This window comes from Mesorhizobium sp. P2_A12, from assembly GCF_056405075.1.
The window spans coordinates 415522-431025 of sequence record NZ_JBFUCU010000003.1 but is presented as its reverse complement, the minus strand read 5'-3'; the positions used below and the strand labels follow the sequence as shown (position 1 = coordinate 431025).

General features: G+C 65.5%; 13 protein-coding genes and 1 pseudogene. 12 read left to right on the top strand and 2 right to left on the bottom strand.

Annotated elements, in window-relative coordinates:
• Positions 1 to 1137 (bottom strand): Gfo/Idh/MocA family protein, encoded by a 1137-nt coding sequence (locus tag AC1DZU_RS09605; protein ID WP_477283972.1) that lies wholly within the window; start codon positions 1135 to 1137, stop codon positions 1 to 3.
• 187 nt (positions 1138 to 1324) lie between these two features.
• On the opposite strand from AC1DZU_RS09605, the gene AC1DZU_RS09600 reads away from it, so the two are divergent.
• From AC1DZU_RS09600 to AC1DZU_RS09555, 10 genes and pseudogenes are all read left to right on the top strand, one after another.
• Positions 1325 to 2671 carry an ABC transporter substrate-binding protein gene (locus AC1DZU_RS09600; RefSeq protein ID WP_477283970.1) on the top strand — a complete coding sequence of 449 codons (1347 nt, stop codon included), beginning with the start codon at positions 1325 to 1327 and terminating at the stop codon, positions 2669 to 2671.
• A 4-nt stretch (positions 2672 to 2675) separates the two neighbouring features.
• Entirely contained in the window at positions 2676 to 3608 is a 933-nt protein-coding gene (locus AC1DZU_RS09595; protein ID WP_477225902.1) for a carbohydrate ABC transporter permease, read from the top strand.
• Positions 3605 to 4441: a carbohydrate ABC transporter permease gene (locus AC1DZU_RS09590; protein ID WP_477283969.1), complete on the top strand. Its 837-nt coding sequence runs from the start codon at positions 3605 to 3607 to the stop codon at positions 4439 to 4441. The genes AC1DZU_RS09595 and AC1DZU_RS09590 overlap by 4 nt, the downstream gene beginning before the upstream one ends.
• A 5-nt stretch (positions 4442 to 4446) precedes the next feature.
• Positions 4447 to 5268, top strand: coding sequence for a sugar phosphate isomerase/epimerase family protein (locus AC1DZU_RS09585; RefSeq protein ID WP_477283967.1), 822 nt, complete (start codon positions 4447 to 4449; stop codon positions 5266 to 5268).
• Between the two features lie 11 nt (positions 5269 to 5279).
• Positions 5280 to 6356 (top strand): Gfo/Idh/MocA family protein, encoded by a 1077-nt coding sequence (locus AC1DZU_RS09580; protein WP_477283965.1) that lies wholly within the window; start codon positions 5280 to 5282, stop codon positions 6354 to 6356.
• Positions 6356 to 7174, top strand: coding sequence for a sugar phosphate isomerase/epimerase family protein (locus AC1DZU_RS09575; RefSeq protein ID WP_477283963.1), 819 nt, complete (start codon positions 6356 to 6358; stop codon positions 7172 to 7174). Before AC1DZU_RS09580 ends, AC1DZU_RS09575 begins: the two co-directional genes overlap by 1 nt.
• Positions 7174 to 8004, top strand: a complete 831-nt coding sequence (locus tag AC1DZU_RS09570) for an alpha/beta fold hydrolase (RefSeq protein ID WP_477283961.1) — start codon at positions 7174 to 7176, stop codon at positions 8002 to 8004. Before AC1DZU_RS09575 ends, AC1DZU_RS09570 begins: the two co-directional genes overlap by 1 nt.
• Positions 8001 to 8723, top strand: a complete 723-nt coding sequence (locus AC1DZU_RS09565; RefSeq protein ID WP_477283959.1) for a ribulose-phosphate 3-epimerase — start codon at positions 8001 to 8003, stop codon at positions 8721 to 8723. The genes AC1DZU_RS09570 and AC1DZU_RS09565 overlap by 4 nt, the downstream gene beginning before the upstream one ends.
• A complete protein-coding gene (locus AC1DZU_RS09560) occupies positions 8720 to 9742 on the top strand; it encodes an ROK family protein (protein ID WP_477283958.1) in 1023 nt (340 codons plus the stop codon). The genes AC1DZU_RS09565 and AC1DZU_RS09560 overlap by 4 nt, the downstream gene beginning before the upstream one ends.
• Positions 9735 to 10583 (top strand): annotated as a pseudogene (locus AC1DZU_RS09555) (ABC transporter ATP-binding protein); the annotation flags it as partial. The gene AC1DZU_RS09560 and the pseudogene AC1DZU_RS09555, both read left to right, overlap by 8 nt.
• 37 nt (positions 10584 to 10620) lie before the next feature.
• Here the strand turns inward: AC1DZU_RS09555 and AC1DZU_RS09550 are convergent.
• Positions 10621 to 11949, bottom strand: coding sequence for a dicarboxylate/amino acid:cation symporter (locus tag AC1DZU_RS09550; protein WP_477283956.1), 1329 nt, complete (start codon positions 11947 to 11949; stop codon positions 10621 to 10623).
• A 171-nt stretch (positions 11950 to 12120) separates the two neighbouring features.
• On the opposite strand from AC1DZU_RS09550, the gene AC1DZU_RS09545 reads away from it, so the two are divergent.
• Positions 12121 to 14091, top strand: coding sequence for a sensor histidine kinase (locus AC1DZU_RS09545; RefSeq protein ID WP_477284211.1), 1971 nt, complete (start codon positions 12121 to 12123; stop codon positions 14089 to 14091).
• Positions 14088 to 15479: a sigma-54-dependent transcriptional regulator gene (locus tag AC1DZU_RS09540; RefSeq protein WP_477283954.1), complete on the top strand. Its 1392-nt coding sequence runs from the start codon at positions 14088 to 14090 to the stop codon at positions 15477 to 15479. The genes AC1DZU_RS09545 and AC1DZU_RS09540 overlap by 4 nt, the downstream gene beginning before the upstream one ends.
• The last annotated feature ends 25 nt before the right edge of the window (positions 15480 to 15504 follow it).

The following is a 15504-nucleotide window of genomic DNA, read 5'->3' as shown; positions in this document are numbered from 1 at the left end:
TCAGGCAAGCAGGTCGCCTGCCTCTTCTTCGGTCAGCAGAGACGGCTGAGTGACGTCGCCCGCTACTGCGACCGAGCCCTGGCCCTCGCCGGAACGCAGGATCGCCTCCATGATCTCAAGCACATGCAGCGCAAGGTTGCCGGAGGCGCGTGGCGTGTTGCCGGTTTGAAGCGAACGCGCCAGATCGGCGACGCCGAGCATGCGGTAATTGGCGCGGTCGGGCGCCGCATAGGGCCAGTTGCGGGCGCCGTAGAGGTCGCCTTCGCTGGGAAAGTCCTTCCAGTCGGCGCCGCGCTCCGACAGCGACACCGTGCCGCCGAACGTGTCGGGATCGGGCAGGCGCAGCGAGCCTTCCGTGCCGTGCAGCTCGATCGGGTGGTTCGAGTGGCGAAAGACGTCCCACGAGGCGCCGAAGGTGACCGTCGCGCCGGAGCGGAATTCAAGCAGCGACAGCACGTTGGTCGGCGTGCCGACCTTGAATGTGGTGTTCTTGAACGGTCCGTCGGCGGTGATCAGCCTTTCCTCCTGGCCGCGCGTCGCCATCGCCATGACACGCTCGACCGGGCCAAGCAGGTTGACCAGCATGGTCAGATAATAGGGCCCCATGTCGAACACCGGGCCGCCGCCAGGCTGGTAGTAGAATTGCGGGTTGGGGTGCCAGTGCTCCATGCCGCGGCCCATCATGAAGGCGGTGCCGGTGACCGGACGGCCAATGGCACCTGCGTCCATCAGCCGGCGCGCACGGCGTCCGGCAGCGCCGAGGAAGGTGTCGGGCGCCGAGCCAAGCAGCAGGCCGCGCGACTTCGCCTCGCTGACCAGTCGTTGTCCGTCGGCGGCCGAGGTGGCAAGCGGCTTTTCGGTGAAGACGTGCTTGCCGGCAGAAAGCGCCGACATGGTGACGTCGAAATGCACGGCGGGAATGGTGAGGTTGAGAACCAGGCCGATTTCGGGATCGGCAAGCAGGGCATCGACGCCCATTGCCCTGATGCCGTATTCGCGGGCCCGCAGGGCGGCCGCGTCCGCGGAGATGTCGGCGCAGGCCTTCAACTCCACGCCTGCAAAAAGTGCTGCGTTGCGCATGTAGGTCATGGCGATGTTGCCGCAACCTATGACCCCTACACCAAGCTTTTCCATCATTCCTCCAGTCGGCGCCCGTCCGTCAGGATCGGCGATTCTTTGTTCACGTGGCCATCCTTCGCCCACGTCATAAGCATATTGATGCACCATTATGCAGTTTAAATCTTGACGCGCGACAATTTTTTATGAATCATGTGCGAAGTTGGACGGGCGGGAGTGGCTGCCGTCAACTCTGGGAGGACTACAAATGGACGAGTCAAGGAAGGGGCCGCGCAGCGGTTCCAAGTCGATTGGGCATGTCACCATCGCCGATCGCCGGCAATTTCTCATCGGTTCCGCCGGCCTTCTTGGCGCGGCGGCTTTCGGGGCAGGGACGTCGCTCGGCATTGGCCAGGCTCGTGCCCAGAGCCGGGCCGAGATCAGCTTCGCCAGCGCTGCCTTCTTCGGCAAGGAGACCTTTGGCGACCTGATCAAGGCCTTCAACGAATCGCAGGACCGCATCCTGGTCAAGAACATCGAGCTGCCGCCGCCGAGCTCCTCGACCGAGGTCTACCAGGGCCTGGTGCAGCAGCTCGCCCGCCGCACCGGCACGCCCGACGTCTTCAGCCAGGACGTGATCTGGATCGCCGGCTTTGCCGCCGCCGGATGGGCGCTGCCGCTGGACGAGTACTTCCCGGCCGACAAGCGCAGCGCCTACTTCACCGGGACCCTCGATGCCTGTACCTATGGCGGCAAGCTCACCGCCCTTCCCTGGTTCATGGATTCGGGCATGTTCTATTACCGCAAGGACGTGCTGGAAAAGCATGGCGGCAAGGTGCCGGAAAGCTGGGCCGACATGGCGACCATTGCCGCCGCCGCGCAGAAGGCCGGCGACATCGATTACGGCTATCTCTGGCAAGGCAAGCAGGCCGAGGTTCTGGTCTGCGATGCGGTCGAGATCATCACCTCCAACAACGGCGCCATCCTGGCGCCCGACGGCAAGTCGTCGCTGATCAACCAGAAGGGCGCGGTGGAGGCGATCCAGTTCCTGCACGACACCCTCGCCACCAACAAGATCAGCCCGAAGGACGTGCTGTCCTGGGACGAGGAGCCGTCGCGTCAGCCCTTTACCTCGGGCAAGGCGATGTTCATGCGCAACTGGTCCTATGTCTACCCGATCGCCCAGGACGCCAAGGCTTCCCAGGTCGTCGACAAGGTCGGCGTAGCGCCGCTGCCGTCGTTCCCCGGCGGCAAGAGCTCGGCCTGCCTCGGCGGCTACCAGCTCGGCGTCAATGCCAACTCGAAGCAGCGCGAAGCCGCGATCGAGCTCTTGACCTGGCTGTCGTCGACAGAAGTCCAGCACCGCATCGCGCTGAACTTCGGCCTCGCACCGACGCGGCCGGCGTTGTTCCAGGACGCGCAGATCAAGAAGGAACAGCCGTTCATGGCCAGCCTCGAGAAAGTCTTCACCGGCGCCACGGCGCGGCCGATCACGCCCGAATACGCGAAAGTGACGCTTGCCCTGCAGTCCGGCATCTCCAAGGCGCTGGTCTCCGGCAACGTCCAGGCCGAGATGGACGCGACGGCGGCGCAAATCGACAAGATCGTAGGCTGAACCAATGTCCGCGGCGGCCACCATTCCCAGTGTTGGCCGGCCGCGGCGTCTAGGCAAGGCGCTCCCGGGCGCCTTGTGGGCCTTGCTCCTGCTGACGCCGGCATTTGTGTCGCTGGCGTCGGTTTCCTTTTACCCGATCGTCAACGGGCTCTACCTCTCGCTCACCAACACCTCGCTGATCACGCAGGAACAGGATTTCACCGGCTTCTCCAACTACGTCGAGCTGTGGGGCGACCCGCAGTTCTGGAATGCGTGGTGGCACACGATCTGGTTCACCACAGCTTCGACCGTGCTGGAGACAGTGATCGGGCTCGGCATGGCGCTCATCCTGTGCGAAGCCTTCAAGGGACGGGGGCTCGTCCGCGCGGCCATGCTGGTGCCGTGGGCGATGCCAACCGTCGTCACCTCCAAGATGTTCGGCTGGCTGTTCGATGGCCAGAACGGCATCATCAACTACATCCTCCTGCATGCCGGGCTGATCGACCAGAACATCAACTGGTACGGCTCCACCGACACGGCGATGATCACCATCATCATCGCCGATGTCTGGAAGACGACGCCGTTCATGGCGCTGCTGCTTTTGACCGGGTTGCAGACCGTGCCCAATTCGCTGATCGAGGCGGCGCGCATGGATGGCGCCAAGGGCTGGATCACCTTCTGGTATATCCGCCTGCCGCTGTTGATGCCGACCTTGCTGATCGCCGGCCTATTCCGCGCGCTCGACGCGTTCCGCGTCTTCGATCTCGTTTATGTGCTGACCGGCGGCGGCCCGGCCGATTCGACCGAAACGCTGTCGACGCTGTCCTACAAGGTGCTCTTCTCGACGCTGCAGTTCGGCTACGGCTCGGCCGTCTCGACGGCGATGTTCGTCACCGAGGGCATCATCGCGCTGGTGTTCTGCCTGTACCTCGTCCGCCAGATCAGGAGAGCGCAATGAACGACACGCGCTCGCCGCTGCAGACCTTCGCCATCTATCTCGGCGCTTTGCTGATCCTCATCTGGTCGGGCGGTCCGTTCATCTGGCAGTTCTCGACCTCGTTCCAGCTAGACAAGGCGCTGACCTCGGGGTCGCCGTCGCTGATCCCGCATCCCTTCACGCTGGAGCACTACTACAACGCCTTCGTCGAGAAGCAGCTTCACCGCTATGTCTGGAACTCGCTGGTGGTCTCGCTGGCGACGACGTTCCTCTGCCTGTTCGTCGGCTCGCTGGCCGCCTTCGCGCTGTCGCGGCTCAACATCAAGGGCCGCTTCGGCATTCTCATGGTCATCCTTTCTGTTTCGATGTTCCCACAGATTGCGCTGGTCGGGCCGCTCTATCTGGTCGCCACCAATCTCGGCCTGCTCGACACCTACACGGCGCTGATCATCACCTACCTGGCGCTCGGCCTGCCGCTGGTGACCTGGGTGTTGTTCGGCTATTTCGAGACGCTGCCGCGCGAGATCGACGAGGCGGCGCGCATGGACGGCGTCAGCGTGCCCGGCCTGCTCTGGCGCATCATCCTGCCGATGTCGCTGCCGAGCCTGGTGACCACCGGCCTGCTCGCCTTCATCACCGCGTGGAACGAATTCCTGTTCGCGCTCGCCTTCACCTCCAACATCGACCGGCAGACGATACCGGTCGGCATCGCCAACTTCACCAACCTCTACTACGTCCCCTGGGGTGACATCGCCGCGGCCTCCGCCGTGGTGACCGTGCCCTTGATCCTCCTGGTGCTGTTCTTCCAGCGCCACATCATCGAAGGACTGACCCAGGGCGGCGTCAAGGAATGAACGACATGACGAAGACGAAGCTCAAGGTCGGCTGCCAGACCTTCACCTGGGAAATGCTGGGCAAGGGCTGGATCGGCGGTCCCGACGATCTGTTGAAGGCGATAGAAGATGGCGGCTATGCCGGCATCGAGATCACCGACACCATGATCGGCCGCTATGCCGAGAGGCCGACCGAATTCGCTGCCGCGCTCGACGCCCGAGCCCTTACCCTCGTTTCCTTTGCTTTTGGCTCGAAGAGCGGTTTCACGTTGAAAGAGGCGCTGGAAAGCGACCTCGAAGCCGCCCGGCGCTGGACAGGCTTTGCCGCGAACTTTCCCGGCGCGCTGGTATCGATCGGCTCGGCGACGGTTGTCTCCGACGGCCCGCGTGGAGACAAGTTCGCCATATCGGCCGAGTTCTACAATCGCGCCGCCGAGATCGGCCGCAAGGCCGGGGTGGATGTCGCGGTGCATCCGAGTTCGCACCACAACACGCTGCTGTTCGACCGCGCCGACTACAACAAGATCTTTGCCTTGCTCGACCCCGATCTGGTCGGCTGGGTGCCGGATACCGGCCACATCCTGCGCGGCCACAGGGACATGCTCGACACGCTGCGCACCCACCGCGACCGCATCCGTTACATCCATCTCAAGGACGTCGACGCCAAGGGCACTTGGGCCATGCTCGGTCAAGGCGTCTGCGACACCCCGGCGGTCATCGAGATCGCCGGCACCGCGCCGCACTTCACCGGCTGGCTGGTGCTCGAAGAGGAATCCGACACCGCCGCCGCCGACCCCGCCGGCGCGGTCAAGACCAACCGCCAGACAATGCGCGCCTACGGCGCCTGAAGAACGAGACGATGATCAAGAAACAGGACAGACGCCTCAGGGTCGGCGTGCTCGGTTGCGGCCCCATTGCGCAGTTTGCGCATCTGCAATCCTGCGCCAAGGCCAGCAATGCCGATCTCTACGCCATCTGCGACGCGGCACCCGACCTCCTCGCCCGCATGGGTGCCACCTACGAACCGCGGAAAATGTATGCCGACTATGACGCGATGCTCGCCGATCCCGAACTGGAAGCGGTCATCGTCGCCACCTCGGACGCCTATCACGTGCCGATGTCGATCAAGGCGCTCGATGCCGGCAAGCATGTGCTGTGCGAAAAGCCGATAGGCACCTCGGTGGAGGAGGGCGAGGCGCTGGCCGAGGCGGTCAGACGCTCCGGCAAGGTCCTGCAGGTCGGCCACATGAAGCGCTTCGATCCCGCGCTGGAGGCGGCGCGCGATTTCGTCCGCGACGAGATCGGCGAGGTGCTGGCGCTGAAGGCATGGTACTGCGATTCCACCCACCGCTACACCAACACCGATGCCATCCAGCCGCTGCCGGTCACCAGCAGGCTGGCGAGGAAACCGAGCGGCAATCCGAAGGCTGATCTCAGGCAGTATTTCATGCTGGCGCATGGCTCGCACCTCGTCGACACTGCGCGCTTCCTGTGCGGCGATATCGTCGCCGTGCGCGCCCGCCTCAACGAGCGTTTCGGCGCCTATTGCTGGTTTGTCGAGACCGAATTCGCCAGCGGCGCGCTCGGCCATCTCGATCTCACCGTCGCCGTGCGGATGGACTGGCACGAAGGTTTCCAGCTCTATGGCGAGAACGGCTCTGTCATCGCCAAGACCTTCAACCCCTGGTACTTCCGCGCCAGCGAGGTCGAGATCTTTCACGAGAAGACCGCCACGGCCCACAAGCCGCTCGGCGCCGACGGCCATTTCTTCCGCCGTCAGCTGGAAGGTCTTGCCCGAACGGTGCTGGAAGGCGCGCCGATGCGCGGCGCCAATGTCGAGGACGGTATCGCCTCGATCCGCGCCATGGTCGCCATCGCGCGCTCGGTGGTATCAGGCGAGCGGGTTGAACTCGCCTCGGTTTCGGGGGCGGTCTGATGCGTCTCGGCATTTTCGCCAAGACCTTTCCCGGCGCCGAGCCGGCCGCCGTGCTGGCCGCCGTGCGGCACGCTGGCTATGAGACCACGCAGTTCAATCTCGCCTGCGCCGGCGTGCCGTCGATGCCGGATGCCGTGCCGGCGGAAGCCCTCGCGGCGATCCGTGCCGCCGCGCAGTCGACCGGTCTTTCGCTTGCAGCACTTTCGGGCACCTACAACATGGCGCATCCCGACAAGGCCGTTCGCGACGACGGCCTCGGGCGCCTGGCCATCGTCATCGAGGCAGCTGCCGCCCTGGGCATTCCCCTGGTCACGCTCTGCACCGGCTCACGCAACGCCGCCGACCAATGGGCGTACCATCCCGACAATGCCGATCCGGCGGCCTGGTCCGACATGGCCACCGAGATGGCGAAAGCACTGGTGCTGGCAGAAGCCGCCGGTGTCGATCTCGGCATCGAACCCGAGCAGGCCAACATCGTCACCTCGGCGAAGGATGCCACCAGGCTGATCGCCGAGATGGGATCGAAGCGCCTGAAGATCGTGCTTGATCCGGCAAACCTGTTCGAACATGCGACACCCGGCGAGGCGCGCACCATTGTCGCCGCCGCGATCGGCGAAGCGGCCGGCCACGTCGTCATGGCGCACGCCAAGGACCGCTATGGTGACGGCCGTTTTGCCAGCGCCGGCCAAGGCATCGTCGACTTCCCGGATTTCGTCGCTCGGCTGAAGGCGGTGGGCTTCGACGGGGCGCTCGTCACCCATGGGCTGTCCGCCGACGAGGCCCCCGGCGTCGCCGCCTTCCTGCGGAGGCTCCTGTGATGGACACCGCGCCGACGGTCATGCTTCGCGACGATGCGGCGCTTTGTGTCTTCGATACAGGGCAGGGGTTTCCGGTCATCTTCCAGCATGGTCTCGGCGGTGATGCGGCGCAGGTGGCGCAGAATTTTCCCGACAGTCCGTCGTACCGCCGGCTGACCGTCGAATGCTGCGCACAGGGCGGCTCCGGCGCCGGCTCCAGACGGCCCTTTTCGATCGCCATGTTTGCCGATGACGTGCTGGCCGCCGCCGACGCGGCCGGGCTCGACCGCTTCGTCGCCGGCGGCGTCTCGATGGGCGCGGCGATCGCGCTCAGGCTTGCAAGCCATCACGCGGACCGTGTCCTGGGTTTGGTGCTGGTGCGCCCAGCCTGGAGCTTCGATCCCGCGCCGCAGAACATGCGGCCCTTCTCGGAGGTGGCGAAGCTCATCCGCGACCGTCCGCTGGAGGACGCGCGCAACGCCTTCGCGGCCTCCGCGACAGCGGCCCGTTTTCGCAGCGAAGCGCCTGACAATCTTGCTTCCCTGCTTGGTTTCTTCGAGCGCGAAAATGCGGCTGTCTTCGCCGAGGTGATGCGGGCGATCGCAAACGATGGGCCCGGCGTCACGCCGGCGGCTGCCGGCAACCTCGCTATCCCCGCGCTCGTCATCGGCAGCGACGTCGATCTCATCCATCCGCTGGCGACCGCGCGCTTCCTCGCTGACGTCATCCCAAACGCCGCCTTCGCCGAGGTGACGCCGAAGGCCACCGACAAGGATCGCCATTTCGCCGAGGTCCGCGCCGCTATCGCGGGCTTCCTTGAGGATCGTTTCAACAACCAGGACCAGCCATGATCTCGAAACCTCTCTCAGGCCAGGCCGCCATCGCCGCATTGCCGCGCGATCGCATGATCGCTGAATTCTCGCTGTGGTCCGCCGACCTCGTCAATTTCGAGCGCGATCTGAAGCGCATCGAGCCCTATGTCGACCTTCACCACATCGATGTGGCGGACGGTCATTTCGCACCGTCCTTCCTGTTCTTTCCTGATCTTGTCGCCCGCATCGCTCGGCTGACGGCCAAACCAATCCATGTCCATCTGATGGTCGATGCGGCGGTTGTCGTGTCGCAGACGCGCCAGTTCATCGAGGCCGGCGCCGACATGATCAGCGTCCATGCCGAGAACGGCGAGGCGGGACTGCGCGCCGTCCGGCTGGCGCGGGAACTCGGTGCCGAAGCCGGCGTCGTGCTCAGGCTGGAGACACCGGTCGAGATGGTGACGCCCTTCGTCTCCGAAGTCGCCTTCGTCACGCTGCTTGGCACTGCCATCGGCGTCAAGGGCCAGAGCCTGTCGGACAAGGCCTGCGACAGGCTGGGCGCTGCCCGCGCCATCCTGAGACAGGCCGGCCGCGAGGCGGCCATGGTTCTTGCCGCCGACGGCGGTATCCGCCACGAGACGGTGCCGTTGCTGCGTGCCGCCGGCGCCGAGACCGTGGTTCTCGGTTCGCTCGCCTTTGGTGACAAGGACCTGGCCGGCCGCATCGGCTGGCTGCATGGCCTGAAGGTCGCGGCATGAACAACGAAGCGGCCCTTGCGATCGATCTTGGTGGCACCGAGCTTCGTGCCGCCCTGGTCGACCGTGACGGCAAGATCCTGGCGTTCTCCGCAGTGCCGACACAGGCGCAAGCCGGTCCCGACGTGGTGATCGGCCAGATCGAGGCGCTGGCCGCGACCATCCACGCCGAGGCCCCGACGCTCGCCATCGTCGGCGTCGGCGTCGGCGCGCCGGGCCCGCTCGATCCGCTGGCCGGCATCGCCGTCGGACCGCCGACACTCGCCGGTTGGCTCGACGTGCCGCTTGCCGATATCCTCGAACGGCGGCTCGGCCTGCCGGTGCGGCTGGAGAACGACGCCAATGCCGCCGCACTCGGCGAATGGCGCTTCGGCGCCGGTCACGGCGCCCGCTCGCTGGTCTTCGTCACGGTTTCCACCGGCATCGGCGGCGGCGTCGTCGTCGACGGGCGCATCCTGCATGGCCGCCGTGGCCTTGCCGCCGAGATCGGCCACATGACCATCACCAACGAAGGCGAGCGTTGCATGTGCGGTGTCGTCGGCTGCTTCGAGGCCATCGCCTCGGGCACCGCGCTCGGCCGCCGCGCCAACGCCGCGACAGCACCCTTTGATGGCTCGGCGCTGCGGCGCCTCTCGGGCAACGGTGAGGTGACCGGCCGTCACGTGGTTGAGGCGGCGCGGCTACAGGACGAGCTTGCCTTGGCCCTGCTCGAGGAGGAGGCCCGATGGCTGGGCATCGGCTTCACCAATCTTTTGCATCTCTATTCGCCTGACGTGCTGGTCGTCGGCGGCGGCATTGCCAATGGCCTCGACCTTATGGCACCTGCCATCGAGGCGACCATCAGCCAGCGGGCCATGCGTGCCTATCGCGACGTGCCGGTCGTTCAGGCCCAGCTTGGCCGTCACGCCGGGCTGGTTGGTGCTGCCAGCCTTGTCCTGTTCGATGACGGAGGTACGCTGGCGGCACGCATGCCTGTCGGTCCAAGCACATATCCGGATGCGAGGAGGGACTTCAATGGCTGAGCTCAAGCTGCGCGGCGTGCGCAAATCCTATGGCAATGCCGAGGTGATCAAGGGCGTCGACCTCGATGTCGGCGACCGCGAGTTCGTCGTCTTCGTCGGCCCGTCGGGCTGCGGAAAGTCGACGCTGCTGCGCATGATCGCCGGTCTTGAGAAGATCACCGCCGGCGAGCTGATGCTCGATGGCGCGCGCATCAATGAGGTCGATCCCTCCGAGCGCGGCCTCGCCATGGTGTTTCAGTCCTATGCGCTCTATCCGCATATGACGGTCGCCGAGAATATGGGTTTTGCGCTGAAGATCGCCGGGCTGCCGGTCGTCGAGCGTGACGCCAAGGTCAAGGCGGCGGCAGAGGTGCTGCAATTGTCGCATCTGCTCGAGCGGCGGCCGAAGGAGCTGTCCGGCGGCCAGCGCCAACGTGTCGCCATCGGCCGCGCGATCGTGCGCCAGCCGAAGGTGTTCCTGTTCGACGAACCGCTGTCGAACCTCGATGCAGCACTTCGCGTCAACATGCGGCTTGAGCTGATGCAACTGCACGAGCGGCTCGCCGCCACCATCGTCTATGTCACGCACGACCAGACGGAGGCGATGACCATGGCCGACAAGATTGTCGTCCTCAGCGGCGGCACGATCGAGCAGGTCGGCTCGCCGCTCGACCTCTATGCCAGGCCAGCCAATGTCTTCGTCGCCGGCTTCATCGGCTCGCCGAAGATGAATATGCTGCCCGTGCGGGTTCTCTCCGCCAACGCGGATGGCGTTGCCGTCGCCCTGCCGGGCGGATCCAGCCTGGTCGTTCCGGTCGAGGCGGGCGCGCTTGCACGAGACAGCGAGCTGGCGGTAAGCCTGGGGGTTCCGGCCGCTGATTGGTGTTGAAGCGCTCGGATTACTCGGCGGGAACGAGATCAGCCGCCAGGCTGTCGTCGGCCGTGCCCGCCAATGCCCTGGCGAGCTTGGCTTCGTCGAGTTCGCCTTCCCAGCGGGCCACCACCAGCGTGGCGACGGCATTGCCGACGAAGTTGGTCAGCGCCCGGCACTCCGACATGAAGCGGTCGACGCCGAGGATCAGCGCCATGCCGGCGACCGGCACCGCCGGAACGACCGACAGCGTGGCGGCAAGGGTGATGAACCCGGCTCCGGTGATGCCGGCGGCGCCCTTGGAGGAAAGCATCGCAACCAGCAGCAGCAGGATCTGGTCGCCCATCGACAGGTGGATGTTGGTCGCCTGCGCGATGAACAGCGCCGCCAGCGTCATGTAGATGTTGGTGCCGTCGAGGTTGAAGGAATAGCCGGTCGGGATGACCAAACCGACCACCGAGCGCTTGGCGCCGGCCTTCTCCATCTTTTCCATCAGCGAGGGCAGGGCGGCTTCCGACGAGGACGTGCCCAGCACCAGCAGCAGCTCTTCCTTGATGTAGCGGATCAAGGACAGGATGGAGAACCCATTGTAGCGGCAGACAGCACCCAGCACGACGAAAACGAACAGCAGCGACGTGACGTAGAAGGTGCCGACCAGCATGGCGAGGTTGATGACCGCGCCGATGCCGTATTTGCCGATGGTGAACGCCATGGCGCCGAAGGCACCGATGGGTGCGGCCTTCATCAGCACGCTGACCAGCTTGAAGATCGGCGTCGTCAGGGCCTGCAGGAAATTGAGGACTGGCGTGCCCTTTTCGCCGACCAGCGCCAGCGAAATGCCGAACAGCACCGAGAAGAACAGCACCTGCAGGATGTCGCCGTCGGCGAAGGCGCCGACGATCGTCGTCGGGATGATGTTCATCAGGAACCCGGTGACCGACTGGTCATGAGCCTTGGCGGCATAGGTGTTGACGGTCGAGGCGTCGAGCGTCGCCGGGTCGATGTTGAAGCCGGCACCCGGCTGGACGACATTGGCCACGACAAGGCCGATGATGAGCGCTAGCGTCGAGAAGGTGAGGAAGTAGAGCATCGCCTTGCCGGCGACACGCCCGACTTTCTGCAGGTCGCTCATGCCGGCGATGCCGGTCGCCACGGTCAGGAAGATGACCGGGGCGATGATCATCTTGACCAACTTGATGAAGGCGTCGCCGAGCGGCTTCATGCTCTCGCCGATCGACGGATAGAAGTGACCGAGCAGGATGCCGACGGTGATCGCGACGAGCACCTGCACGTAGAGTTGGGCGTAGAAAGGCTTGCGCTGCGCGGAAGCCGCGCCTGATTGGTCTGCGATGTGCATCGAACTCTCCCTTGCCGGATGGGCGGAAATGCACCGCCCTGCGTGACTTCTCCCATCGCGGCGCTCCGGTCGCGCGCCGCTGCAAGGACTTTTGCAAGCGCTGTGCCAGATCGGTGAAAGGCCGGAATCCCTGGATTTCGGCGGTTGTCAGGCGCTTTGCCGCGAATGCCTGTGCGGATTTCCGCACAGGCAGCGTTTGCCTGGGCGGAATTTCGCATTACACTGGACCGCAAGGCTGCGGGGAAAAACGGGCCGCGAGGAAAAGGGAGAGGGCAGACGTCACAAGCAGGCATCGAAAGGGGATACGCGGCCGTCCGTGAATTGCTGCGCGAAGCGGTGGCCTGGCTGCGCGATGGCCGCTGGCGTGTCGTGGTCGTCGCTCTTGCGGTTCTGGCAGGCGCGATCGCCATCGCCGGTCGCATCGCCACCGGCCAGGCGGCCGACAATCTGCGCGACGGAGCACTTGCCGCCCTGCCACTGGCGGCGGGAACCCTGACCGGCGAAATCGAAAAGCAGCGCCTGGTTCCATTGGTGCTGTCACGCGACGATGCCGTGCGCGGGGCGCTGCGCCGGGCCGGAAAGATGCAAGAAGCGGCCCTCAACGACAAGCTCAGAGCGATTGCCGGCGATGCATCGGCGTCAGCCATCTATGTCATAGACACGGCCGGCATCGCGATATCAGCCAGCAATGCCGGCGAGCCGACGAGCTTTGTCGGCATCGACTATAATTTTCGGCATTATTTCCAGGAGGCGATGGCCAAGGGGGCCGCCAGCCAATATGGCCTCGGCACGATCAGCGGCCGGCCGGGTCTTTACCTCGCCAGCCGCGTCGACGATGGCGGCAAGCCGCTTGGCGTTGCGGTGCTGAAGGTCGAACTCGACCGCGTCGAAGCCAATTGGCGCTCCAGCGGCTTTCTTGTTTTCGTCACCGACGAACGCGGCGTGGTGCTGGCCACCAGCCAGCCCGAATGGCGGTTTCATGCCCTGGCGCCACTCTCGGCCGCGGATGCTGCTGCTGCCCGCGAGCAGCTTCAGCTGTCCGATGCCGGCTTCGAACCGCTGCCGTTGCAACGCGGTGCCGGTGACGGCCTGGCGACAATCGACAGCTCCGGAAAGCCGCGCCAGTTCGTCGAAGTGGTACAGGACCTGCCCGGTGCGGTGCCCGGCTGGCGTCTGTGGCTGCTGACGCCCGCCGACGCGGCTTTGTCGTCCGCCGCCAACACGGCGCGCCTGACCACGCTGCTCGGGTTGCTGCTCATGGGCCTGCTTGCCTTCGTGCTGACCCGGCGCCGGCGCGCCCGCCGGCTGCGACAGGAAGCCCTGGCGCGCATGAATGCAGAACTGGAGAGCCGGGTCAGCACGCGAACGGCCGAACTGACGCGCTCCAACACCGCGCTTGCCGGCGAAATCGCCGAGCGTGAGAACGCGGAAGCCAAGGTCCGCCGATTGCGTGACGATCTCGCCCAGGCCAACCGGCTTTCCATCCTCGGCCAGATCGCCGCCGGCGTGGCGCACGAGATCAATCAGCCTGTCGCCGCCATCCGCACCTATGCCGAGAACGCCGGCCGCTTTCTCGACACCGGCAAGAGCGAGCCGGTCAGCGGCAATCTGACATCGATCGTTTCGATGACCGAGCGCATCGGCGCGATCACCAGCACCTTGCGCACCTTTGCCCGGCGGCCAGGCGTCGCCGCCTCGCCATTGCCGGTTCGCGAGGCGATCGATGGCGCACTGTCGCTTCTGTCCGGCCGCATCCGTGATTCCGGCGTGACCATCGTCAAGCCGCGCGGCAGTGCGTCGCCGGTGGTCATGGCCAGCCGAATCCGGCTCGAGCAGATCCTCGTCAACCTGTTGCAGAATGCGCTGGACGCCATGAAGGACCAGCCCAATCCCCGCATCCAGATCGACATCGCCGAGCGCGACGACAGGGTGCTGATTTCGGTGCGCGACAACGGCCCTGGCCTCGGACCGGAAGCGGCCGGCAATCTGTTCATGCCGTTCCAGACCACCAAGGAGAAGGGGCTTGGCCTCGGACTGGTGATCTCGCAGGAGATCGCCCAGGAATTGGGCGGTACGCTCCGGCTCGATCCCAGTAGCGCCGGCGGCGCATCCTTCACCATCGACTTGAGGCGAATTGAATGACAGACGCATCAGGGTTGGTGGCGCTCGTCGACGACGATGCGGACCTGCTTCACGCCACCACGCAATTGCTCGAACTTGGCGGCTTCGCGGTGGTCGCGCTCGACGCCGCCGAGGCGGCGCTTGCCATCGTCGACAGGAATTTCGAGGGCGTGGTCGTCAGCGACATCCGCATGCCGGGCATGAACGGGCTGCAGCTGTTCGATCGCATCAAGGCGATCGACCCGGACATACCGGTGATCCTGGTCACCGGGCATGGCGACGTCGATCTTGCGGTCGCCGCGCTCAAGGATGGCGTCTACGATTTCATCCCGAAACCCTATGCCGGAGATCGCCTCGTCGAGGCACTCAGACGGGCATCGGAGAAGCGGCGGCTGGTGATGGAGAACCGGCGGCTGCGCGAAGCCGCGGCGCAGGCTGCCGACGGCCTGCCGCTGATCGGCGAAGCACCGGCCATCCGGCGGTTGCGCGAGACTTTGCGGCAGATCGCCGACATGGACGTCGACGTGCTGGTGGAAGGGGAGACCGGAACCGGCAAGGAGGTGGTGGCCGACCTCCTGCACAGATGGGGGCGACGGCGCGCGAAACCCTTCGTGGCGCTGAATTGCGGCGCCCTGCCGGAGACCGTCATAGAAAGCGAGCTGTTCGGCCACGAGGCGGGCGCGTTCACCGGCGCGCAGCGGCGGCGGATCGGCCGCATCGAGCATTCCAGCGGCGGCACGCTGTTCCTCGACGAGATCGAATCCATGCCGCCGGCCCTCCAGGTCAAGCTGCTGCGTGTGCTCGAAACGCGCAGCGTCACCCCGCTTGGCTCGAACGAGACCCGGCGCGTCGACCTCCGGGTCGTCGCGGCGACCAAGGTGGATCTCGGACGGCAGGACCAGCGCGGCGATTTTCGCGAGGATCTCTATTTCCGCCTCAACGTGGTGACGCTGCGCATTCCGCCGCTGCGCGAGCGTCGCGGCGACATCCCGATGCTGTTCGGCCATTTCCTCGGCAAGGCCGCGGAGCGGTTCGGCCGGCCGGTCGCCGGGGTCAACGTGGCGGTCAGCGATCATCTCCAGTCGCATGCATGGCCGGGCAATGTGCGCGAGCTTGCGCATTTTGCCGATCGCGTCGCGCTCGGCCTCGGCCCGGACGACGAGACGAAAGCAATTCCAGTGCACTTGCCGGAGCCCGCGACCACACTGCCCGAACGTGTCGGCCACTACGAGGCGCAACTCATCCGCGACGCGCTGCGCGATCACGGTGGCGATGTGCGCAGCGCCATCGACGCACTCGGCGTGCCGCGCAAGACATTCTACGACAAGCTCAAGCGCTACGGCATTGCCGCCTCCGAGTTTCGCAATGGCGGCGATGCCGATCCGCACCCTGTTCGGGACCCGATATAGACATTGCATGAGCGCCATGCTGCGC

Bases quoted from the DNA above. Each gene is read 5' to 3' on its own strand.
- AC1DZU_RS09605 (WP_477283972.1), bottom strand. From the start codon at position 1,137: ATGATGGAAAAGCTTGGTGTAGGGGTCATAGGTTGCGGCAACATCGCC.
- AC1DZU_RS09540 (WP_477283954.1), top strand. From the start codon at position 14,088: ATGACAGACGCATCAGGGTTGGTGGCGCTCGTCGACGACGATGCGGAC.
- AC1DZU_RS09585 (WP_477283967.1), top strand. From the start codon at position 4,447: ATGACGAAGACGAAGCTCAAGGTCGGCTGCCAGACCTTCACCTGGGAA.
- AC1DZU_RS09565 (WP_477283959.1), top strand. From the start codon at position 8,001: ATGATCTCGAAACCTCTCTCAGGCCAGGCCGCCATCGCCGCATTGCCG.
- AC1DZU_RS09595 (WP_477225902.1), top strand. From the start codon at position 2,676: ATGTCCGCGGCGGCCACCATTCCCAGTGTTGGCCGGCCGCGGCGTCTA.
- AC1DZU_RS09560 (WP_477283958.1), top strand. From the start codon at position 8,720: ATGAACAACGAAGCGGCCCTTGCGATCGATCTTGGTGGCACCGAGCTT.
- AC1DZU_RS09580 (WP_477283965.1), top strand. From the start codon at position 5,280: ATGATCAAGAAACAGGACAGACGCCTCAGGGTCGGCGTGCTCGGTTGC.
- AC1DZU_RS09590 (WP_477283969.1), top strand. From the start codon at position 3,605: ATGAACGACACGCGCTCGCCGCTGCAGACCTTCGCCATCTATCTCGGC.
- AC1DZU_RS09600 (WP_477283970.1), top strand. From the start codon at position 1,325: ATGGACGAGTCAAGGAAGGGGCCGCGCAGCGGTTCCAAGTCGATTGGG.
- AC1DZU_RS09575 (WP_477283963.1), top strand. From the start codon at position 6,356: ATGCGTCTCGGCATTTTCGCCAAGACCTTTCCCGGCGCCGAGCCGGCC.
- AC1DZU_RS09550 (WP_477283956.1), bottom strand. From the start codon at position 11,949: ATGCACATCGCAGACCAATCAGGCGCGGCTTCCGCGCAGCGCAAGCCT.
- AC1DZU_RS09570 (WP_477283961.1), top strand. From the start codon at position 7,174: ATGGACACCGCGCCGACGGTCATGCTTCGCGACGATGCGGCGCTTTGT.